General features: G+C 39.4%; 11 protein-coding genes and 4 tRNA genes. 3 read left to right on the plus strand and 12 right to left on the minus strand.

The window, feature by feature from the left end; all coding sequences use genetic code 11:
• Positions 1–1,056: 1,056 nt before the first annotated feature.
• The 8 genes from MXE38_RS07290 to guaB all read right to left on the minus strand — a co-directional run bounded on the left by MXE38_RS07290 (position 1,057) and on the right by guaB (position 19,106).
• Positions 1,057–2,262, minus strand: coding sequence for an ABC transporter permease (locus MXE38_RS07290; RefSeq protein ID WP_246913576.1), 1,206 nt, complete (start codon positions 2,260–2,262; stop codon positions 1,057–1,059).
• Entirely contained in the window at positions 2,262–3,821 is a 1,560-nt protein-coding gene (locus tag MXE38_RS07295) for an ATP-binding cassette domain-containing protein (RefSeq protein ID WP_246913578.1), read from the minus strand. Before MXE38_RS07295 ends, MXE38_RS07290 begins: the two co-directional genes overlap by 1 nt.
• Positions 3,822–4,105: 284 nt before the next feature.
• Complete coding sequence (locus MXE38_RS07300; RefSeq protein ID WP_246913580.1) at positions 4,106–6,271, minus strand: vWA domain-containing protein; 2,166 nt, start codon at positions 6,269–6,271, stop codon at positions 4,106–4,108.
• A gap of 270 nt (positions 6,272–6,541) precedes the next feature.
• A complete protein-coding gene (locus MXE38_RS07305; RefSeq protein WP_246913582.1) occupies positions 6,542–7,786 on the minus strand; it encodes a hypothetical protein in 1,245 nt (414 codons plus the stop codon).
• Positions 7,787–8,050: 264 nt separating this feature from the next.
• A complete protein-coding gene (locus tag MXE38_RS07310) occupies positions 8,051–11,221 on the minus strand; it encodes a virulence factor SrfC family protein (protein WP_246913583.1) in 3,171 nt (1,056 codons plus the stop codon).
• 18 nt (positions 11,222–11,239) lie between these two features.
• The gene (locus tag MXE38_RS07315) at positions 11,240–15,331 is read right to left on the minus strand and encodes a virulence factor SrfB (protein ID WP_246913584.1); all 4,092 of its coding nucleotides are present in this window, start codon (positions 15,329–15,331) and stop codon (positions 11,240–11,242) included.
• A 541-nt stretch (positions 15,332–15,872) separates the two neighbouring features.
• Positions 15,873–17,435, minus strand: coding sequence for a glutamine-hydrolyzing GMP synthase (guaA, locus tag MXE38_RS07320; RefSeq protein ID WP_246913585.1), 1,563 nt, complete (start codon positions 17,433–17,435; stop codon positions 15,873–15,875).
• Positions 17,436–17,642: 207 nt separating this feature from the next.
• Positions 17,643–19,106, minus strand: a complete 1,464-nt coding sequence (gene guaB, locus MXE38_RS07325) for an IMP dehydrogenase (protein ID WP_246913586.1) — start codon at positions 19,104–19,106, stop codon at positions 17,643–17,645.
• A gap of 417 nt (positions 19,107–19,523) precedes the next feature.
• Here guaB and MXE38_RS07330 point away from each other — a divergent pair, with 417 nt between their 5' ends.
• From MXE38_RS07330 to MXE38_RS07340, 3 genes are all read left to right on the plus strand, one after another.
• Positions 19,524–20,144: a hypothetical protein gene (locus MXE38_RS07330; RefSeq protein ID WP_246913587.1), complete on the plus strand. Its 621-nt coding sequence runs from the start codon at positions 19,524–19,526 to the stop codon at positions 20,142–20,144.
• Between the two features lie 37 nt (positions 20,145–20,181).
• Positions 20,182–20,661, plus strand: coding sequence for an NfeD family protein (locus tag MXE38_RS07335; RefSeq protein WP_246913588.1), 480 nt, complete (start codon positions 20,182–20,184; stop codon positions 20,659–20,661).
• 94 nt (positions 20,662–20,755) lie between these two features.
• Entirely contained in the window at positions 20,756–21,706 is a 951-nt protein-coding gene (locus tag MXE38_RS07340) for an SPFH domain-containing protein (protein WP_246913589.1), read from the plus strand.
• Between the two features lie 627 nt (positions 21,707–22,333).
• Here MXE38_RS07340 and MXE38_RS07345 read toward each other — a convergent pair.
• From MXE38_RS07345 to MXE38_RS07360, 4 genes are all read right to left on the minus strand, one after another.
• Positions 22,334–22,411 (minus strand) — tRNA-Val (locus MXE38_RS07345).
• 4 nt (positions 22,412–22,415) lie between these two features.
• A tRNA-Lys gene (locus MXE38_RS07350) sits at positions 22,416–22,491 on the minus strand.
• Between the two features lie 22 nt (positions 22,492–22,513).
• A tRNA-Val gene (locus tag MXE38_RS07355) sits at positions 22,514–22,591 on the minus strand.
• Positions 22,592–22,597: 6 nt separating this feature from the next.
• Positions 22,598–22,673, minus strand: a tRNA-Lys gene (locus MXE38_RS07360).
• Positions 22,674–22,695 lie beyond the last annotated feature (22 nt).

The following is a 22,695-nucleotide window of genomic DNA, read 5'->3' on the forward strand; positions in this document are numbered from 1 at the left end:
AAACTATATGTGACTTATATCACATATTTACTTTGCATAAAGGTTAATATAGTGTAGTTTTGTCGATGGTGTTTTTACAAGATTTTGCCACATTTTGTTCAACCAGCGCTTAATGTCGGTCGATATGCATCTTATCTTTACCTAAGATGAGAATCTTACGAATATTTGTTGGTTGTCAGAAATATTATTATTATTGCCCCAAAATAGCGCTCTTTCTGACCCAAATTTATCCCCCTCTGCCTAAATTAGCCGGTTTTATCAAGACTACTACCAAACCAATCTACCTACCACCTGCTCCTTTAAACTTAACTATAAGTAGTTTCACAACCACCTTTGATTGATTGGTTGATTTATTGCTGACTTGGTTACTTGGCTGCTTGCTTGCACAGTTCTACCGTTTATGTCCTACAATCCCATCCCATCTCCCGACCAGTACTATCCAGAGCGCTCACAAGCTCACAAGAGATCACATGGCTCCCCTGTCTTGCAAGAGCTTGCAAGAGAGCTAGCTAAACTGGGCTTGATATCACTGATCTTTCTTATGGGGTTAAGCAGCACGGGCTAACATTAGGCTATGGTTTTCCAGTGTTTTTTCAAAAAAAATAATAGGCTTAAGAGCACAACTAACTATTAAGGCTAGAAAGTCCTTAAGGGCACTACATAGGCTAATTGTAGAGTTCTCCTTATTATGAAAATATCAAGCTGCAGTAAAACGTGTTTACGCAGTAAAGTGTTCTGCACAAAGCAAGGATGTTTTAGCTCAGTGCTAAATAATTAGTTTTCCAATAGGCAGATGAGCCTTTGACAGGTCACTAGCCCCAAAAGATTAAATACTACTCTATGATTAGTGCTACACAGCACTGCACTGCACTGCACTGACTTACAGTGCCGTGCCGTGCCGTACTGAGCTACGCTGCACTGTGTATTGTAGTAATTAAGTGCGCTATGGCTAAGCTTGGCCTTAGCCTGGCTTAGCCAGGCTAATTGCAGCGCAGCTCAGTTTGGCTGGGCTAGGCCATAAGGCCTAGCGCAGGCAGCTATGCCTAGCACAGGCTATTAGGCCTGGCGCAGGACATCGGAAATATTTACTTTTAAGATCACAAACTTAGCTGCGATTAAGGCTACCAGAGCAGAGAGTAAGAAAGTTCCAAATAAGAAACCTGCAATATGGAGCAGAGTTAACTTACTTACTACGCTACCTACTAAGATGCTTTCAAAGTAATAATTAAATACCCATGAGCCAAGATAATAGAGCATAAAAGCCAGCACAAAGCCAATAGTAGCCACAATTAGAGACTCTATGATGACAATAAGATAAATATCATTATAGGTCTGTCCCATAAGACGTAAGAGCACGATATTACGTTTACGAGCTTTAAGTGAGCTTAAAATTAATCCTGCTAGCGCAATAATGCCTCCTACAATGGAAACACTAGCAACTACACCAAAGACAAAGTTCAGCACACTACCAATGGCTTTAACATTCTCAATATCACGCATCTTAGAGGTAACATTAAGGCGCTTTTCTACTAGGTAGTAATACAAAGGAGTAACATCATCTAAGCTTTTAGCATAGAGACGAAATTTAGCGTAAATACGCTCAGCGTCATTTTCATAATTACCACTAGTTAACAAAGCAGGATCATAACCATTACGGTAATAATCAATGGCATCTAATACTTTCATATTAACTAAAATGCAGTCATCATTAACAAAGCGCTGGTTAATAATGCCTTTGACCGTCATTTTTAAAGTACTAGCTTGCCTTCTACCTTGTTGGGTACGAGACACTACGACATTGATTTGATCTCCCACTCTAATATCACGCTGAAAAGCAAAGCTCTCATTAATAAAAACCTCATCATTCTTAAGAGCTTGTTCTTCTGTGTGATAGCTAATAGAGGAACCTACTACAATAGGATCGCCTACCTTAGTTGGGATCACTTCAACTCTTTTTACTCCTCCTGGAAACTTGATGTCCACTATGGCGTTAAGAGCAGTAATCTCAGGAATAACAAAACCTACATGTTTATTATTTTGTAGTTGATTAAAGAAATTTTCATTAAGATGGTATGAAGTATCTAAAGTTAAAGAGAGTACTTTAGGATCATTCATTAAGTTGTTCTTTAGCTCTTCTAAAATACCGTAACGTAAAGAAAACAAGAGCAATAAAGGCGCAATAATGCTAGCAATAGCCGCTATTTGGCAAATGCTCATCATGCGGTCAAAAGTTAACTCTTTATAAGCCAACCTCCAGTGCATTATGCGTCCCTCCCTGATTTATCTTCATTCTGACTATTGTTTTTTCTAAGCAAAGTCTGCAAGCGGTCTATAGGGGTTGAGTAATGGCTAATACGATCATTAATTTTGGTATAGCCACCTAAATGCTTAGAAACTTTACTTTGATAGTCATTAGCCTCTAGATTAGTAAGCATATTGTTATGGTAGTGATTGGTATGATGGGCATAGCCATAATGTAAATGGTGCCCCTGCTCATAAGCGTAACCATTATTTAAGTGCTCACCACTATTATGCTCAAATATATGCACAATCTCATGATAGACATTGTCTTCACTCTTTTGCACAGTATTATTAACACTAATTTCATTATAAGAGCGGTTTAAGCCACTAGCAGCAGGATAATCAATAGTCATTTCTGCCATGAGAGTAATATCTTGATCCCTGACGCTATCAAGCTGAGCGTCTACCCTATTATCATGAGCACTGACAAACACTGAATGTTCAGGCTTAGAGTTAACAGTATCGTACTCATAGCGACAATAATTACTTACTGCCTCAGTATCATGAGTAATAATCAAAACACTAATATGGGTTTGACTGGCTATCTCTTCAATTAATTTAAAGAGCACCTTAGCATTATCAGGGTCTAAAGCTGAGGTAGGCTCATCAATAAGCAATAATTTAGGGCCATGAGCAATGGAGCGGATAAATAAAGCACGTTGACGCTGACCAATAGAGAGCTCATGTGGCAGTTTATCTAAATGATCTGTTAATCCCAAGCGATCGATATAAGTATGTAAAGAATCAAACTGGGACTGAACTCTTTCTTTGGTATATTCATTAGAAATCTTTATGGAACGAGCATAGTGACGCTTCTTTTTAGGAATCAGTGCTAGCTTGCGATCTTGCTCTTCTTGTGAATTGACAGTGGCACCATCTAAACAATGGGCATCAATACTGTCCCCCACCTGCTCCATGTCCTTAACCATCATTTCATAAGGACTTACATATTCATGTTTTTTAGCTTGCTCATGCTCTTTTTCGAGCTTTTCATTGACCAACTTTACTGGCAACAAACCATTATTAAAGCGGCGGAACAGCTTTTTGGTTTTACGTAAGCCTTGCTCTTTTTTTAGCTCTTGGGCTTGTTGGTGCTGCATAGCCGAGCGCTCATGAGCCTCTTGTAGCGCTACTGTAGTATTCGGTATAGGTTTATCCTGAGCAATATTAGGATAAACAGGAACAATTTTTTTCTTTAAAGCCAACTCAATTTGCAAGGCAATATTTTCACGAATAGTTAAGAAAGGTAATAAGCCACCTACTTGCGGCATAATACCAATTTCACTAATACGCAAAGCGTCTTGATCTTTAGGACTTAGTTCGTCAACAGCTATGTTGTCTAGGATAAAATTATCTAAAGATAAATAAGGAGATAATAAGCCTATAGCTTCCATTAAAGTTGATTTGCCAGAACCAGACACGCCACACAAAGCCACACATTGCCCATCAGCAATATATAACTCAGGTAAGGCAACATTAAAGTCACCTCGTATAACTTTCAGTCCTTTAATTTCTAACATGCTTATCCGATCTCAATTTAGCTTGCTTGTTTTGGCTACTAAAAATTACATCTGCTCTTGATGAATGGAGTAGTTGACTTGCTAATTATGGCTTAAACATAATTAAAGATAAACTATCTTCATCATAGATACAAAAAATCAGGCACTGTACTCTTTTATAAAAAAATACGCTCATTATTTTATGCGCAGTTTTTTTTTCACAGCGAGCCTATATATGCGAATAAGCCTAGCATGATCACACACTAGGCTTAATATCAGCAAAATCTTTACCTTATAGCAAAGCTTTATGGTAAAGCATCTAAAGGAATAGGATAAACTTCCTCTGAGCTATCAGCCTCTTCATTGAGCTTGATAAAGCGATCGTTATCGCCAGAACAATGCTGAATGTAATTTAAAGAGTTTTCCAAAGCTCTAACAATACGCTCTTGCTCTTGGGAGCCTAAGTTATACCAATCCTCTGGAGTAATATTGCTAATTAGAGACTTATAAGGCAAATCATCTAATAACTCACCCATAATACCCATATCGCTAATACTCTTGCTCTTAGAAAGCTGATTAGGATCACGACCCATTTGAGCAGCTAAAGCTTTTAACTGAGTAAACATGTCATCGCTAGAGAGCTGACCTGCAATACCAGACTCTAATACGCCCTTAACCAAAGTATATAAATCACTTAGCTGATTACGGTTTACCAGCACAATTGGGGTACATACTTGTTTGTTATGGTCGTCCACGTCACGATCGGCCATCCAGCCTTTTAAGAACTCAGGGCTCTCGGTACCTTTAACACGTCCTAAATAAGCAAGCTGCATAGCAAGGCCTAGTTTACGGCTATCGTCAACTAAGTTTTCCTCTTGCTCGGCTGTTTGCTGGTCATTACTTTGCGGCTTTTGTATTTCCTGAGTAGCTGACAAAGATGAACCTGCTGACATTTGACCCATAGTAGCTAATTGCACTTGGTTAGTTAGAGACTTGGATAAAGTATCAACCATATTACCAAATGACTCTACTGAGCCTGCGTTTACTGGATAGTACAGTGGCTTGCCTAAAATTTGGTTATAGCTTAAGACCTCATATTGATCTTTGGCATGCTTGTGATTCTTTTTGCCTGAATTAGTAAGCAAGTGTAAGGTATAAATAGCTGCACCATAGTGCTCAGCCTCTAAGCGTAAGGCATTGGCATCTAACTTAGTGGAGCTTTGCTTATCATTGGCATCAATAGCGCCCGCATCAGTAATCAGAACAATATAGCGGCCACCATATTCATTCCAATTAATATCCTGTAGGGCTAAATTAATACCAGCATAAGAGTCCTCATCAAATTGAGCACTAGAAACCTTAGCCTGGTCTAAACTTGCTACCTTAGCATTAAAGTCCTTGGCATTGTTAACCTCACCTGGACGTAAGAACATCTTAGCGGTGTACTCCAGTCCTGGAACATTGCGCACATCAGCACGGAAAGACACAATACCAAAATTAACACTGTCGTTTAAGTTAGAAGCTTCAATACTCTTATAAATAGAGTTAATAGCTTGCTTGGTACGCTCAATATAAGGGCGCATTGAAATTGACGAATCAATAACAAACACTACCGCAGACTTAAAGCCCACAATAGCAGGCTCAGCGCCTTGCCCATGCCCCTGCGCCCCATTGCTATTGCCTGTGGCACTTGCATTAGCATTAGCGACTGCGTCTGCACCAGCGCCCGCACCAGGAGCCTCATTTTTAATCACTAATTGTGAGCCAGCATTGTCCTGAGTGCCACTTGAGTTAGTTGCAGCAGTAGCGTTAGTGACATTTTGCGCCTCTTTTGAGGTAATAGAGGCAATTTCATGTTTATAAACAAAAGAGCCATCTGGATACATGCTCTCAACGCTATTTAAGATAGGCAATAAATAGAAGCTCTTTTGATAGTCTACGTACTCCTCAGGCTCAATAGAGATAACATTTTGAGCGTGATTGCCTACGGCTACAGTATCGTAAAGCTTTTTGTATTGCTCAGCACCATCTTCGCTGTCAATAATATTATCAAGCGCACTTTCCTCATCAAAGATTAAAGCACGGTTACGATTAGCAGCATTGGTAAATAGCAAGGCTAATTGCATCTTCCAAGGCACAACACATGACTTGTTTAAATAGCCAGTCACATTACCTAAGGCATTAGGACCAACTTCATAGACTTGTCCTAAATCACCATAGACATAATATTGGCTTAAAGCTGGCACTTCACGACCTTGATCAGAGCCATCTTGTTTTTGATGTAATTTGCAACCTGGAGTAGATAGTACTCGTTGATACAAAGTAGTTTTGCCTTCCATTAATAAAGGCTCACGCTTACTATTGTTATCAGCTAAGGCTACGCTCTGACAAGCAAGAGCAGCTAAAGCTAAGGAGCAAGCACTTCTTTGTGTCCACTTAATCAAGGTTGAGATTTTATGAGCTTTATTCATAACTATCCTCATGGCCTAAGAAAATCCTATAAGAATTTTGAGCCTCATTAAGCTAAGGCAAAAGACCCAAAATGCTTATATCATTCTCTGCAAACTAAACTCTAAAGCCCACCTCCAAGCTCCTGGCCATGGCCATGGCCAGAGCTATTGGCCCTGGCCAAAGGCATTTGCCTTGGCCTTAGCCTTAGCCATAGTACCTAAGTACCGTGGCATCACGGTATTTAGGTACGTAGGTGAGGTGGGTTCAATATTAATTACTATTAACAGTGCTTACTGTAGCGACTTTAAGAGCTCATCAGCTTGAGCTTGGTTAAAGGACTGGTTTGATTTAACACGCTCAGCCCAATAAGTAGCATCATCTTGGCTCTTGTTAATACACTTGCTCTTATAAGAGCTGTTTGGATCTGCGTACTGAGAGTAAACATAAGCATAGGTACTACCATCAGCAGCACGGCCCTTGGTTCTTAAAACACGTAACACAATCTCGCAGCGGTCTTGCTTCATAGCATTGGCTAAGAGATAGTTTAAGTCATCGGCAGTTGGATTGCTTTGTAAGCAATTGTTAATGATGTCCTTATCATCACCTTTAGCATGCTCTAAAGAACAAGCCTGATTGATATTGCTTTGAGGCTCCTCAACAGGGGCGCTAGCACCAGCGTTACCCTTCATTAAATTCATAACAAAAAGAGCAGCACCAATAAGCAATAAAATCACACAAACAATACCTACTATCTTCATAATGAAAATAGACTTATTGTTATTGTTCGCTGCCGCTGCATTAGCAGCCGCCGCATTAGCATTAGCCGCAGCTTTATTAGCATTATCTACAGCTGCCGCTAAATTATGATTTGGATCTGCGCTATTAGCCTTTAGGCTATCGTAAGATGGAGTAGATTTTAACTCTGGAGTGCCAAAGCCAGCACCTGCCCCAGCGCCAGCGCTTGCACCAGCGCTTGCGCCAAAGTTATTAGCGCCAGAGGCTACACCACCATTGAGGTTGGCACCGCTATTAGCTTTAGAGCTATCTAAATTAGCATTGCTAGCAGGGGCTTCCTTGGACTTAGGCTCAACATCAACTTTATTCGCAAAAGTTCTTTTATCAGGGGTAGATTCTGCTTTTCTAAAACCAGCCGAACTTGCAGAAGGCATAGTATCAGTCTCAACAGCAAACTGATAGATAGTGCCACTAACACCTTTGAGCTTGAGCATATACATACCTTTAGAATCCCAAGCCATAGGATCAACAACACTTGCATCTACATCAAAACTAAAACAGTTATTGCGTCCTTTATCACCATTAACATTGTTAATCTTGATAAAGCCATCCTCCATATTATCTTTATGCAACTCCCTCCAATCAGCTAGCTCTCTGGACTCCTTAGAAACACATATTTCAATACCATTATTTTTATAATCACCAAGGTCTTTGAGTTTTGAGCCAAAACGATCAATAGTAAATTTACCCTTTCCAGGGCCTTTTGAACTAAAGCGTGCTACTCCAAATACTTCTGGCATTACTTGATCTCCCCAATCTATCTTTTAACTAAAGCAACTTAGGAACTGCAAACAATTAATCTGCCCCTTGAGAGGAAAAGCTTAAATAAATTCAGATTAATTGTTTACCGTCCCATATACAATCTTGTTGAAAACTACCAATAAGGCATCTTATCTCATAGAGTAAGAGTGCTCATATTATAGATTTAATATTATTGATAAGGGCCCAACTTAATGTTGGGCCCTTAATGTTAGCTAGTTTGTTAAGAAAGCAACTTAACTACTTTAAACAGCTTCCATAGTGCTTAAAATGCGGCACAATAAGAGGTTCTCATCAGAGGTGAATTTATATCTGTTCTCTGATAAAACATTGACCTGACACATCATATACATCAAGGTTGCAGCATAATCACTTACTAAATTAAACTCAAAATTCCTTGAAGTCTCATTAAGATGAGGCAAAATACCTGTTTCATCAACAGCATACTCATGCCTAAAGACATTATGGTCACTCTTATTAGCATCCATTACGACATAATTGTCTTTTTGGACAAAAGAGTTAACAGGGCCTTCCTCATAGCCAAGGACACCACCCTTTTGTGCCACATGCATAGCAAACTCTGATGGGTTGATATTACCCACAGGAATATTAAGAGCCTTTTTAGCAGGAGCGGGCGCTGCTGCACTCTTAGGAGTAGCTCCTCTTACAGTAAAGTCATTATCATCATCAAAGTCATCAAGGTCATCAAGGCTATCTGAAATAAGATTAATAGCAGGAGCAGCTGGGGCGGCAGCAGAAGCTGGGGCTACGCTGGCACTTTGCTCATTAAGCTTACTATTTTTCAATGCTTCTAAGGCCTTCTTATCCTCATTGGATGGCAATAAGTTAGCACCCAAATAAAGATTAAAGTCACTTAAGATAAAGCTTAATAACTGTACTTGGCTCTTAACTGAGTCTTTAAAGCCCTCAGAGGTATTTTCCTGATCTAACAGTACTTGCACCATATAGCTCTTAAGGTTAACCACAGAGGAGTTAAAGGCCTTACCTACCTCAATATAAAGCTTATTAAACAAGCTAATAATATCGGCTTTGAGCTCATCTAAGGTCTTAAAGCGATTTTCCACGTCATTAAAGCACAGTGGGAAATAATTTCTTTGGTTTGGATCAACCTCAAAAGCAGGCAATTGTTTGCGATAGGCTTTAACTACATTATCGGCAATGTTGGACAGATAGGTATTGTCTTTACGCCATAAGGTAGATAAGTTCTCTTGGTATTCCATGCAAACAAATTGCACAAAGCGCTGAGCATTTGAGCCAGTAGTAAAGTTTTGGCTGTAAATATCAACCAAACTATCCTCAGGCAACTCTAATAAAGAGCGCAGCAAATCAAAGCAAGGGCTAAGGGCATTACATTGTAATAAGCCATAGGCTAGCTCCTTACTTGCTTTTTTAGCCTTCTCTAATGCTACAGCACTATCACGAGTAGCAAAAGGGCCTAACTCAGACATCACTTGTTGCATTAAATTAAATGGCTTATTGCACTGCAAAGACTCACGATCTGCTTGAGATAAAGAATTGCTCTTTACTTCTGCAACAATTTTAGAAACACCGCCATCATTGAGGATAAGCACATTATCTAAAGCTTGATCAAAATTTGCTATGTGCTTATTAAGCACATCCATCCCTAATAAAGCTTTCTTAGTTTCCTCAATATAATTTGTCATATCACTACTAAGGCCGATTTCGTTCTTTTTATCATCAAAATCTAGCCAATTCACAGCATGTTTTCCTAAATTTGGCTTACGAGCTAAAAAGATACGATTGAATGGCTGGCCAGGGATCCACTCATTGAACCAATCAAATTTATCCAAACGTTCTATAATCTTATCTTTTACACCACGAACATTAATAGGTGTTCCACCGATAATATTGTTACAACAAGAGCTTAACAACTGGTCAAAACGAGTTAATACCATAGTAAGTGGATTATAAACTTTAGCTCTACTCTTTGCGTCTTTACCAATATTTCTCTTAATCCATGAGTTTAAGATTTGAAAAGCATCATCAACATTTTGCTGAGAATCTACGCCAATACAAAAAACTAATTGGTCAATGGCATTGTTATTTGAATAGTATTCAAATAAATAACCTACCTTACCACGACGGAAAAAATCAGATTTGTCCTTCACTTCTGCATTCATGTCCCTAGGATTTCTTGTACGAGCTCCTGGTAAATCAAGTACATCAAAATCATCGAGTTCACCATGATTTTCAAGCACAAAACATAACTCTAAAGACAGAGCAGCTAAAATTGCAATGCCTACATTAATTTCCTCATCAATTTCATAGACACCGTTAAATCCAAGGTTAGCAGACACTAAAGCACAAGGAATCTGCTCTTGAGTGTTAAACATATCACTCAAAAGAGAAATATGCATAATAGTGCCGCCCTCTCTTTGCATTAGTTTTTGAGCTTGATCGCCACTGTCTTTGCTACAAGAAACAAAAGCCTCCTTGGCAGCAAAAATCTTGGTATAGCCCTTAAACTTTAGTAGTTCTGAGGCTAATAAACGATAAATTTGATTAAAGGCATCTAAGTTTTTCCAGAATATACTTAAAGCTTTAATACGACCTTCTAAAGTCATAAAAGGCAAGGTATCACGCAATAATGCCCAAAATGTAGGCATATCATTATAAGAGCCAATTTTAGCTTTAGAGTGATCGGCTACATAATCAGCAAAAGCTGTTACTTCCTCTACTTGAATATAGTTGTACTCAACGGTATTGCCAACGGTAATCTTACGGCCCTGTACCTTTTCAGCCTTAAAGGCATGGGCAAAGTCTAAAGAATTAGCAGGATTATCCTCGCCTAAAGCACTTAAACTTTGCTTATCCATAGCAAGATATTGAGCCTTGGCACTAGTATCAACATAACTTTGCAAGGAGTTTAAATGGTTGATATAAAACTGCTCATCTTGAGTAAAAACTACATCTTTTTGGTCAATTTCCTCAAAGAAAGCATTAACCAAAATCATAGCTACATCTATTTCATGGAAAATCTTAAGCTCAACAGGATATCCTTCAGGAGCTTGTGCTACCTTATGAGTAAATCGGGTAGCAAATCCAGTAGCCTCAGTATTATCTCCTTGAGGATTAGCATGCTTAATAAAGTCAATCTCAAAGTCATCCCAATGAGTTTTTAAAATTGACTCATCACCAGCAGCCATTTTTGAGATTAAATAACTTTTACCAGCTTGAGAAGCACCAAAAGCTGCAATGGTTGGGCGATTAGCTACATTATTAACAGCAGCGTTTAAAGCTAGTACTGATTGATCAAGCTCCAGCTGCATTTGGGCAGATTTATCTTGAAGGTCGCTTTCAAAAACCTTATTGCGCTCGATCCAAGAAGCGGCCCATTTAGACGCGTGGGCAGCGTTAAATAATTGTTGTTGCATGTTAGGCCTCAACTTAGACTAAATCATATTACGAGGGTTTAAACCTTCAATATCAATAGAACCACTGTTCATAAAGTACTTAATACGCTCACCAGTTACGGTCTTTAAGTACATGCGGAACATGTGAGCATAATTATGGCCACTTTCGTCAAGCACGCTCTCAAGCTCAAATGTTTCCACATGGCTGATATTAGGACAGTTTTTAGCAATAAAAGGTACTGGATATGGGCTATTAGCTCCATTTACTACCTTTAAAGTAATATCAAACTTCACACGCTTCTTAAGTAGTTCACTTAAAGTAGCAAGCTCTTTAGCAATTTTCTTGCGCGCCTCATTCAAGTTCTCATCAATACTATTATCAAGCAAGTCATAAAGCTTACTCTCAGCATTGCCTGCACTCTGCTCTAGTTGAGCATAGGCATTTTCTACATACTGCTGGTAGTTCTGATTGAATAAAGCCTGGCAGCGAGCCTGATAATCTTGTGTAAATTGAGCCAACCTCTTTTCATACTCGGCTTGGCGTGCCGCTTGAGAGGCCTCTTGATCAACCTTATTAAAAGGATTAAAGCCCTTTTTCTTAATTTCAGGTAATGGAGTGTTCTCCAGGGTTGGAACAGGTCCCATCTCAGCACTAACTTGAGCTTGGATTTTGCTCTTAAACTCGTTCTCCAAGTTAGCCTTATAATTATCAAGATTCTCTCGAGTACCGCCCTCAAGTTCATCTAATAATTTTATAGCTTCCTCTTTAATGACCTTTTTACGATCGGCATTAAGGCTAAGAGAGTTAATGAGTCCTAAAACTTCCTTACGCTCAAGAGAGTTATAGCGTAAATTAATAGCTTTCTTAATTTCCTTGTTATCATCAACCGAATTGTAGGCCTCAATAATATAAAGAGGGCTGGCCTCAAAATCAGTATCATCAAGTAAGCGATAGCCTAAATCTAAAGCTAAAGGAGCCTGGAAAGAATCATCATTGTTTTTCTTGGAAGCATCATTCTTGCCCTGATAGCGCATGAATTTAGCCTCATAATTTTCGACATCTTTAGAGTCCTGATTAGCTTGAGATTCAGGTGACTCATAGGTATAAAGTACTGCTTCCTCACTAATGTGGCTCTTATTATCCAATATGCCAACAAAGCGAGCTCTATTGCCTTTAATAGAAGGTATAGACTTAAATCTAAAGTTAGTAAATTTATTGTGAGTAAAGCGTAGATAGCTAATAAGAGCACCTACTGCCGCAGTGGTCTTAGGATCACCAATCACCTCACCACCCAGTAAGAATGGATACCAGGACTCACAACGATAATCATGCATAGAGACAATGCGTGAGCTTGGTAGGCTCAATCTTTGTAAGAAGAAAGAGCGAATAGCAGGGATCTTAGAGGATCTACCAGTGAGCAATAATAAGTCAACGTCAAAAGTAGTTAACACTTCGCCTAACTTGTTAAGCACACGGCAAATATCGAACTTAGAGCCTTCTAATATGGTGCGATTGATCTTGGCAATATCAAACTTTAATTTAAAGTTCATGATAGAGAAGTTTTCAAAAGTCTCGCCAATGACCATATCAACATAGTCTAAGACCTCTTTGCTTGGGAGCTTATAAGGTTCTGGACGCTTTACATTCTTAGGGAGACTGTTATTATTCTCTTTGCCAAAAATAAAGTCAGCCACAGTACCCATTACAATAGTGCTATGAGCATATGGATCTAAATGCTCCATATGGAACATAAGTCTATATGCGATTTTTACTAAAATCTGCTGAGTAAATTGGGTACGTAGTACAGCCGTGCTGGAATCTTCGGTATTACTGTCACCTACTAAGCGATCAAAGATAGGCTTGTATGGAATATTGTTCTTAGCAAAAGGCACAGCCAGACGAGGCAAAATGCATTGTTTAATAATGTCGTGAATAACATCATCGCCAGCGATCTTAAAGCCATCCTTATAGATGTCTACAGGCACAATATCATCTGAGATATAAGGAACATCCTTTTTAAAGGTGTAGTCCTTAATCACCAAATCAGTAGTACCACCACCTATATCTAAAGAGGCAATACGAGCAGAGTACAGCTCTTTACCATCTGCATCTTTTAGCTTCTCGCCAATTCTTTGGTTAACCATTGGACGGCGTAAATACTTAATAAAAGTGTTAGAGTGACCTGCAAAGGTCTTAACACTCTCATTATAGACATATACCACCTGACCAGACTCAGCCTCATCCCAGTCCATATGAACCTCAGGCATTGGAGGATTAATTTGAGGCAAGGTTTCACCTGATGCTATCTTATTGAGCATATTAGATGCGGTGATATAGGAAAACTCACTAGGACTGGTCCTATCAAAACCAAGACTCTTCCACAAAATACCAATAGCCTGATAAACACAGGAACGATACAGCTCTTTTTCCTCAATGGACATGCAAGGAGGAGTAGTTAAAATAATGGCTTTTAGGCGGCGAGGGGTAGTGGAGTAAGAAGATCTATTTCTTAAAGCATACGAATTCATTTGAGTTAAAGCATGCAAAAGAATTTCAATGATCATGAAAGTGGTAGTTGAATTATATGAATACAGAGACTTGGTGTTATCTCTATCATAATCTTCATCAGTAAGAGCAAAAATAGCCTTACCATTAGAGGCAAAGTATCGTCCCATGCTATTAATATGAGCACGGTAACGACCTGCTGCCTCTCTTTGCTTTTGCTTTAAGCCATCGCTCTTAATTTGATAAGAGTAAGGGTTAAAATCCCAGCGAGTATTTTGCAGACGGTCAGTACTCCATAAATAACGTTTTGGAGACACTAAGCCAGTCATACCCTCATTACCAACTTTAAGGGCAGCTAAGTTATTAGCCTCATTACCTACACGCACTAAAGATGGCCAAGAGAAAGCATCAACACGACCTGAGTTATCTGAAAGGTTGTTATACTCAAAGTTTGCAGGGCTAAACTCTATTTGAGAGCTAAAGGCTTGATCATAAACACGCTCTGGAGCATTGAGATCACGTATTACTAAAGGATAAACACCTTTAAAGCTATCATCAGCTGCTGTTACTGAGTTATCGTCCTCAACTAAAATACCGCAAGAACGTGCATTTCCAATATCTAAAATTAAAGACACATCAATAACAGAATTACCAGTGGTAGCTGTTTTAATGCTATTAGGAATGAACTTTACAGGCTTTACATCGATAATAAAACCTAAGAACATCAATAAGTTGTAATAATGAGCTTGGTGCTCCTTCTTATCTTCGATCTTTTTGTTAAGCTCACCTTGGTTAATATTGTTTTTAATGCGCTCTTTATAAAGATCTGAAAAGATATTCTTAAGCCATAAATCTACCCAAGGCTCTCTACCCTCAGCGGCCTTGGCATTAACAAAATTAATGCAATTTGAGTCCTTATAAGACAACCTAAAGAGACGACCATTTTCAGTATCCATTGATGTAGGAGCAAAATAGTTAAGATCAACGTCTCTATCATAAGTTTTAGTATCAAAGGCTAAAACTACACGATAATACTCCTCGCCATCTTTAAGATTGCCATCACTATTGTCATTATTAGCATTAGATTCACGTATAGCTAACTTGTACTCATTAGAGTCGTCATTGTTGAAGCCATTATTATTTGTTACAGAATCATACTTCCTATCAGCACCATTCAAAGACTCTTTGTGCTTTTTACGATACTGACTAATAGCGACAGGATCATCGACTTTAACAATACGAGCACGGGCCCAGTTAGTAGGGCCAAGGTTATCCTTGGTACATTCGTCACGGAAAAAAGGCAAAGGAAACCACACGCCGTCAAAAAGCTTTAGAGACTCACTAAGCTTATAACTTAGATTACACTCATTTACATTAACACTATTGCCATCCTTATCAGGGTTAACATCTTCGTACTCGATTTGAGTATCGCTCAAAGGATACTTTGGCGCTAAGAAGCCAAGTTGATTATCTTTGTTATAAAACTTGACTTTGTCCAATATTTTTAAAATATTATGACTATCATTAATATGCCAATCGAGCATGACATCAAAGTCGATAAATTGAATGCCAGAGTTTTGAACCAGCTCGATATTACCTGGTATAGGAACGACTTTAGGATACATATATCTTCCTTGTTTATCGATTGATTGATTGCAGCAAGCTCTATAAAAGCTTTTGACTAATAAAAGTAAACTTGAGCACGTGTGGTAAAAATAAAATAGCAGCCTAAATGAGCACGTTGCTATTGCTATTAATCTTGGATGGAACCCAGACTTATCCTTATGATCTTAGCATATAGATTTTATGCCTAAACACCCCGAAGCTTACAAAGCATCTAAAATATTAGTTTAATTTAATAAATGTGCCATAACTCATATTTCTAACAATACTAATGCTTGTATCATGCACTATAATCGAGCGCAAATTTCTGTTTTAATGCAATTTTTAGCATAGCAATCAAGTAAGCTCTTTTTGCTGCGCTCTTACATTGCGTACAAAAGATTAGCTGACAAAAAGCTTTGATATGGGCATGTCCTCACCTAAAAGCTTATCAATGGCAGGTCAATGCCAGGTTAATGGTAGGTAAGAGGCACATAAAAAAAGCTCCTAACCTCTTTGCAAGGCTAGGAGCTCTTATTAAGTATATTTCAACTTAATTAAATCTTATTCCCACTCGATAGTTGCTGGTGGCTTGCCAGATACGTCGTAGCAAACACGAGAAATACCATTAACTTCGTTAATAATACGATTGGAAATACGTCCTAATAAATCGTAAGGCAACTCTGCCCACTTAGCGGTCATAAAGTCGATAGTCTTTACGGCACGTAAGCAAACTACGTAATCATAACGACGGCCATCGCCCATTACACCTACTGATCTTACTGGTAAGAATACAGTAAAGGCCTGGCTAACCTGATCATACCAACCGCTGTTATTGAGCTCTTCCATAAAGATAGCATCGGCTTGGCGAAGTAAATCTAAGTACTCTTTCTTAACTTCACCTAATACACGTACACCAAGGCCTGGGCCTGGGAATGGGTGACGTTGTACCATCTTGACAGGAAGACCTAACTCAACACCGATACGACGAACTTCGTCCTTGAAAAGCTCACGTAAAGGCTCAACTAATTGGAACTTGAGATCTTCTGGTAAACCACCTACGTTGTGGTGAGACTTAATAACATGAGCCTTACCAGACTTAGTTTGAGCAGACTCAACTACGTCAGGATAAATAGTACCTTGAGCTAAGAAATCTACACCATCAAGCTTACGAGCTTCATCGGCAAATACGTCAATGAAAGTATGACCAATAGCCTTGCGCTTAGCCTCAGGATCACTAATACCCTCTAAAGCCTTTAAGAAGCGCTCACTGGCATCAGCATAAACAATGTTTAGACCTAAACCGCTAAACATTTCTTTAACTTGCTGACCTTCATTTAAGCGTAATAAGCCATTGTCAACAAATACGCATACTAATTGCTCACCAATAGCACGGTGTAATAATAAGGCAGTAACAGAAGAGTCAACACCACCTGATAAGCCTAAAAGCACCTTAGAAGAGCCAACTTGAGCACGGATGCGCTCAACAGCATCATCAATAATGGCATTTGGAGACCATAAGCCATGTAACTTACATACATCGATAACAAAACGACGTAAGAACTCACCACCTTGCTTAGAGTGAGTTACCTCAGGGTGGAACTGTACACCGTAGAAGTTACGCTTAGCGTCATATACAGCAGCATATGGGCAAGTGTCAGTAGAACCTACAGTTACGAAGCCCTCAGGAATAGCGGTAACCTTATCGCCATGGCTCATCCATACATCAAGCTTCTTTAAGCCTTCGTGATCGGTTAAACCATCAAATAAAGGACATGGTGCTACTACGTCCATAGCAGCATAGCCGTACTCACGCTTGTCTGATCCTTCTACCTTGCCACCTAATTGTACGGACATGGTCTGAAGTCCATAGCAAATGCCCAATACAGGTACACCTGCATTGAATACCCACTCTGGAGCGCGTGGAGAGCCTGCCTCAGTGGTTGACTCTGGAGATCCAGATAAAATAATGCCTTGAGGAGCAAATTCTTTCATGCGCTCGACATCAGCATCAAAAGGATAGATCTCGCAATAAACACCGATTTCTCTTACGCGACGAGCAATCAACTGTGTAACCTGTGATCCAAAATCAAGGATCAAGATCTTTTCAGAATGAATATTGGCCATGTAGCGACAACCTAAATGAAAATTAATAAAGGATAAAAGCTAGATTTTTTTAAAAACTAACCTAGGGACAAATTATTGTACCTTACAAAGTTTAGCTTTTAAAAATAATTAGCCCCAGTAAGGATAGACACATCCTGCTGGGGCTATTAAGCAAGCTCTTAAGGCTGCTTTTATCTAAGGAGGATAATGCCTTAAGATAGTATTAAATTAACGGCTCTGATAGTTTGGAGCTTCTTTAGTGATGGTTACATCGTGAACATGAGACTCACGCATACCAGCACCAGTAATACGTACAAATTGAGACTTGGTACGTAACTCTTCAATAGTAGCGCAACCAGTTAAGCCCATAGCGGAGCGTAAGCCGCCCATTTGCTGATGGATAATGCCACGTACAGCACCCTTATAAGCTACACGACCCTCAATACCCTCAGGTACTAACTTATCAGCAGCATTATCGGTCTGGAAGTAACGATCAGCAGAGCCCTTGGACATAGCAGCTAAAGAGCCCATGCCACGGTAGGACTTGTAGGAACGACCTTGGTAAATCTCGATCTCACCTGGAGCCTCATCGGTACCAGCTAACATAGAGCCAACCATTACGCAGTGAGCACCAGCAGCTAAGGCCTTAGCAATATCACCAGAATAACGGATACCACCGTCAGCAATAACCTTAACATCGCTACCACGAACAGCATCAACAGCGTTAGAAATAGCGGTCATCTGAGGAACACCACAACCAGTAACCATACGGGTGGTACAAATAGAACCAGGGCCAATACCAACCTTAACAGCGCTCACGCCAGCCTCAGCTAAAGCTATAGCGCCCTCAGCAGTGGCCACATTACCACCGATGATTGGGAGATCTGGGTAGGTCTTACGTAAGTAGGAAATTCGGTCTAAAACACCCTGAGAATGGCCGTGAGAAGAATCAACTAATAATACGTCTACACCAGCTTCTACTAAGGCACGAGCACGCTCTTCGTTGCCTGGACCTGCACCAATAGCAGCACCAACACGTAAGCGGCCTAAAGCATCTTTACAAGCATTTGGCTTGTTAGCTGCCTTGTTGAAATCTTTAACAGTGATCATGCCCTTTAAGTGGAAAGCATCGTCAACTACAAGAACCTTCTCAATACGGTTCTCTTGCATTAACTTAATAACTTCCTCACGAGCGGTGTTTTCACGAACAGTTACTAAACGCTCTTTTGGAGTCATGATATCAACAACTTTTAATGAATTATCATTTAGGAAGCGTACATCACGACCAGTAATAATACCTAAAAGGTTATCGTCAGCATCAACTACAGGGAAGCCAGCAAAACCATACTTAGAGGTTAAGAAACGGACATCAGCTAAGGTAGCATCAGGATGAATTACTACTGGCTTAGTTACCATGCCACTTTCAAAACGCTTTACACGTAAAACCTCTTCAGCCTGGCGATCGATTGGCATATTCTTATGAATAAAACCAATACCACCCTCTTGAGCTAAAGCAATAGCTAAGTTAGCCTCGGTCACAGTATCCATAGCCGATGAGATCATCGGAATATTGATCTTGATGTTGGAGGTTAAATAAGTGCTTAAATCAGCTGTATTTGGGAGCACTGTAGAATGTGCTGGAACTAATAAAAGATCATCAAAGGTTAAAGCTTCTTCAACGATGCGCAGCATAATGCCTCCTTAACTAAAATTTCGCAGATTATATCAAAAAGACTTAGCCATAACTCATTTTTCGAAAAGTAAATTTCAAATTTTTGCAAGCACAAGCTTCACACTTTTATCATAAATATCTGATATTTGAGGTACAGTCTAGCTTCTTAAGCTTTTTTGTATTATCTAGGCAAGGAGGGATTTTTTTAACTCTGACTATTTTAAACTTATCGATTTAGTGCAAAAAACCGCAAAATAGCTAAAAATAAAATTAAACGTCCTACAGCTATGCTAAGCTTTATTAATTAGAATCTAATTCTTAAGGCTATATTAAGAATATAAGGCTCACATTGTAGACTTTCATAGCTAACAACAAAGCTCGGTAAGCTTAAGGGGCTCAGTGAGCTTAAGTGTAATTACAAATTAAGGTTGGGTTTTATGAAAAGAGATGCGCCTTTTGAGCCTATTGATGGCGATTTTGACAAGTTTATCCAAGAACTTCACAAAAATTCTGCCCATAATGCTGCTATCAATAAGAAGCTAGCTGAGCAAAAACTAAATGGCGGTGCTATCACCTTAGAGTCTCCACAGCAAAGCTTTAATAAGATTAGACAGCAACACAAAAATACCATGAGCAGCATTACTAGTGGTATCAATGAGTGTAGTCAACAGATCACTCAAGCTAGCTGTGCTCACAACATGTTTGATAACAGCGCAAGCTTTGGTAGCAACAACGCCAGCTTAGCCAATAGCTCCAGCTTTGGTAGCAGCAGTAGCACTGCCACTACTAATAACAATTTTGGTAATTACCAGAATAAGAATGTTAGAAAAACAGCCCCTCGTAACGTAGCTAAAGAGACGAAAACTAGACCTATTAACAACCAAGTATCAAACATTAAAAGAAATAAGAAAGTGCCTAATCCTGTTTTTGGTATCTTTGGTATCTTCTGCCTCTTTATCTTTTTACTCAATGGCTCGCCAGTTGAAGGCATGATCTTCTTTGCCATTATGATTGGTATGCAAATCTTGAGCTTGATTATCTCTAACAGAAAGAAATAAGAACTAATCCCTAATTAATTTTGGCCCGAGGTTTTTTATGACTATTTACTATATTGGATGGTTTGTCGTAGCTTTAGTGCTATTAATTGTAGAAATTAATGCCATGAGCTTTTACTTAGTTGCTTTAGCATTAGGTGCTATTGCAGGTGGTATTAGTGCTTATATGGAGCAAACTTTTACTCAGCAAGCTGTAGTAGCTGGTATTGTTACTATGATTGCATCCATCTTAAGCTTTTATCTACGTAAAAAGCTTAAATCACCTAAAGACAATTCTAACAATGTCTTAGATATAGGACAAAGAGTTACTGTTCAGCCTGACAATATTAATGCTGACGGCTCAGCTAAAGTTCTTTATCGTGGTGCAGAATGGCAAGCCTTTGCCAGCGAAGGTTCTTTAAGTTCTGGCATTTTTCTCATTGAAAGTGTTAATGGTACTCAACTAATTTTAGGCACAAAAGTTAGTGAATACCCAGAAAAGAAGAATAGCGACAACGCCAGCGACAACGCTAGCTCATAGCAAAATGAACCAAAACCTTAAATCTTAGCAGACTCTATTGACTGTCATTACATTAAATACCAAGGAGAAGAGTAGTTCATACTCTTAGAAAACTATGGATATCTTTTACTTTATACCAGCGCCGCTCATTTTAGCTTTAGTCTTTATTGTTCTGGCTATTGTCTTTGCTTATAAGGGCATTAAAGTTGTGCCTCAGCAATCTGCTTGGGTTGTAGAGCGCTTAGGAAAGTTTAAAACTGTACTTAACCCAGGCTTAAACTTCATTATTCCTTTTATTGATAATGTAGCTTACCGTCATTCATTAAAGGAAATTCCTCTTGATACCCCTGCTCAGGTATGTATTACTCGTGATAATACCCAGCTTAGCGTTGATGGCGTGTTGTTCTTCCAAGTTACCGACCCAATGCGTGCTAGCTATGGTACTTCCAACTATGTAATTGCTATTACTCAATTAGCACAAACCACTTTACGTTCTGTGATCGGTCGTATGGAGCTGGATAAGACTTTTGAAGAGCGTGATGTTATTAACTCTGAGGTTGTTTCAGCTATTGATGATGCTGCATTAAACTGGGGTGTAAAAGTACTACGTTATGAGATTAAGGACTTAACCCCTCCTGCTGTTATCTTACAGGCTATGCAGCAACAAATTACTGCTGAGCGTGAAAAGCGTGCCTTAATTGCAGAATCTGAGGGCCGTAAGCAAGAGCAAATCAACTTAGCTACTGGTGAAAAGCAAGCTGCTATTGCTCGCTCTGAGGGTGAAAAGCAGGCTGAAATTAATAAGGCCGAAGGTCAAGCTGCTGCTACTTTAGCCATTGCTACAGCAACAGCTGAAGCTTTACGCAAGGTTGCCGATGCTACCCAGGCTCAAGGCGGTATGACAGCTGTTAACTTACAAGTTGCAGAAAAGTACATTACTGCCTTTAATGAGTTAGCCCGTACTAATAATACCTTAATCGTGCCTGCTAACATGGGCGACATGAGCACCTTAATCAGCTCTGCTATGAAGATTGTGAGCGCCAACCAGCAACCACCAGTTAAATAGCACCACGCCCCAAGGCACACAAAAAATACAATTAATTACCTATAATAGCCAAGCTCAAGCACCTTTAGTCATCTTAGATTAAAGCCTTGAGCTTGGCTTTTTTATATCCGCCCTACCACCAGACCAAACTTTCAGCTTCCAATCACTCTTAACACTCCTACCATCCCTAACAGTTACAGACCACGATAGCTCATTATCAGGGTAAGCTTCCAATTAACCACTAAATACCTAAGCACAGCACTAACCGCTAAAAGAAAGCATACTCATGCACCTTTGTTACACTATCCACTACACTAGTGGCAGCAAGTCTTGTGTACAGCGTAAAGCGTCCTACTAAGCTAAACACTTAGCCCATAGTAGTTCTAGTAGCGGTATAGCTTTATGGACATAAATGTAATTCACATAGCCACGAACTATTAACCACTAACCATTAAGAGCCCCTTAGCAGACAACAATTTATGGTTTAAGGTTGGCAATATAAGGAAAAAGATAAGCAATGAGCCTGATCAGGCATCTAACAGGTAATTGGAAATTATGAAAGGTAAGGATGGGAGTGCTTTTGTTTAATATTTTGATAGATACAACAAAAGGATAAAAAATAAGAACCTTGCGGTTCTTCAAAAAAAATGGTGGATGCTATAGGACTCGAACCTATGACCCTCTGCTTGTAAGGCAGATGCTCTAACCAGACTGAGCTAAGCATCCATAATGGTGGGTCGTGAGGGGTTCGAACCCGCGACCAACGGATTAAGAGTCCGCTGCTCTACCAACTGAGCTAACGACCCATTATAGGATTTTTTTTAATAATGGTGGATGCTATAGGACTCGAACCTATGACCCTCTGCTTGTAAGGCAGATGCTCTAACCAGACTGAGCTAAGCATCCATAACATGGTGGGTCGTGAGGGATTCGAACCCGCGACCAACGGATTAAGAGTCCGCTGCTCTACCAACTGAGCTAACGACCCATGTTTGGGATTTTCTATCTTG

Source organism: Anaerobiospirillum sp. NML120448 (genome assembly GCF_023050945.1).
Lineage (GTDB): Bacteria > Pseudomonadota > Gammaproteobacteria > Enterobacterales > Succinivibrionaceae > Anaerobiospirillum.

Bases quoted from the DNA above. Each gene is read 5' to 3' on its own strand.
- MXE38_RS07310 (WP_246913583.1), bottom strand. From the start codon at position 11,221: ATGCAACAACAATTATTTAACGCTGCCCACGCGTCTAAATGGGCCGCT.
- MXE38_RS07340 (WP_246913589.1), top strand. From the start codon at position 20,756: ATGGATATCTTTTACTTTATACCAGCGCCGCTCATTTTAGCTTTAGTC.
- MXE38_RS07315 (WP_246913584.1), bottom strand. From the start codon at position 15,331: ATGTATCCTAAAGTCGTTCCTATACCAGGTAATATCGAGCTGGTTCAA.
- MXE38_RS07335 (WP_246913588.1), top strand. From the start codon at position 20,182: ATGACTATTTACTATATTGGATGGTTTGTCGTAGCTTTAGTGCTATTA.
- MXE38_RS07330 (WP_246913587.1), top strand. From the start codon at position 19,524: ATGAAAAGAGATGCGCCTTTTGAGCCTATTGATGGCGATTTTGACAAG.
- MXE38_RS07300 (WP_246913580.1), bottom strand. From the start codon at position 6,271: ATGAATAAAGCTCATAAAATCTCAACCTTGATTAAGTGGACACAAAGA.
- MXE38_RS07290 (WP_246913576.1), bottom strand. From the start codon at position 2,262: ATGCACTGGAGGTTGGCTTATAAAGAGTTAACTTTTGACCGCATGATG.
- MXE38_RS07295 (WP_246913578.1), bottom strand. From the start codon at position 3,821: ATGTTAGAAATTAAAGGACTGAAAGTTATACGAGGTGACTTTAATGTT.
- guaB (WP_246913586.1), bottom strand. From the start codon at position 19,106: ATGCTGCGCATCGTTGAAGAAGCTTTAACCTTTGATGATCTTTTATTA.
- MXE38_RS07305 (WP_246913582.1), bottom strand. From the start codon at position 7,786: ATGCCAGAAGTATTTGGAGTAGCACGCTTTAGTTCAAAAGGCCCTGGA.
- guaA (WP_246913585.1), bottom strand. From the start codon at position 17,435: ATGGCCAATATTCATTCTGAAAAGATCTTGATCCTTGATTTTGGATCA.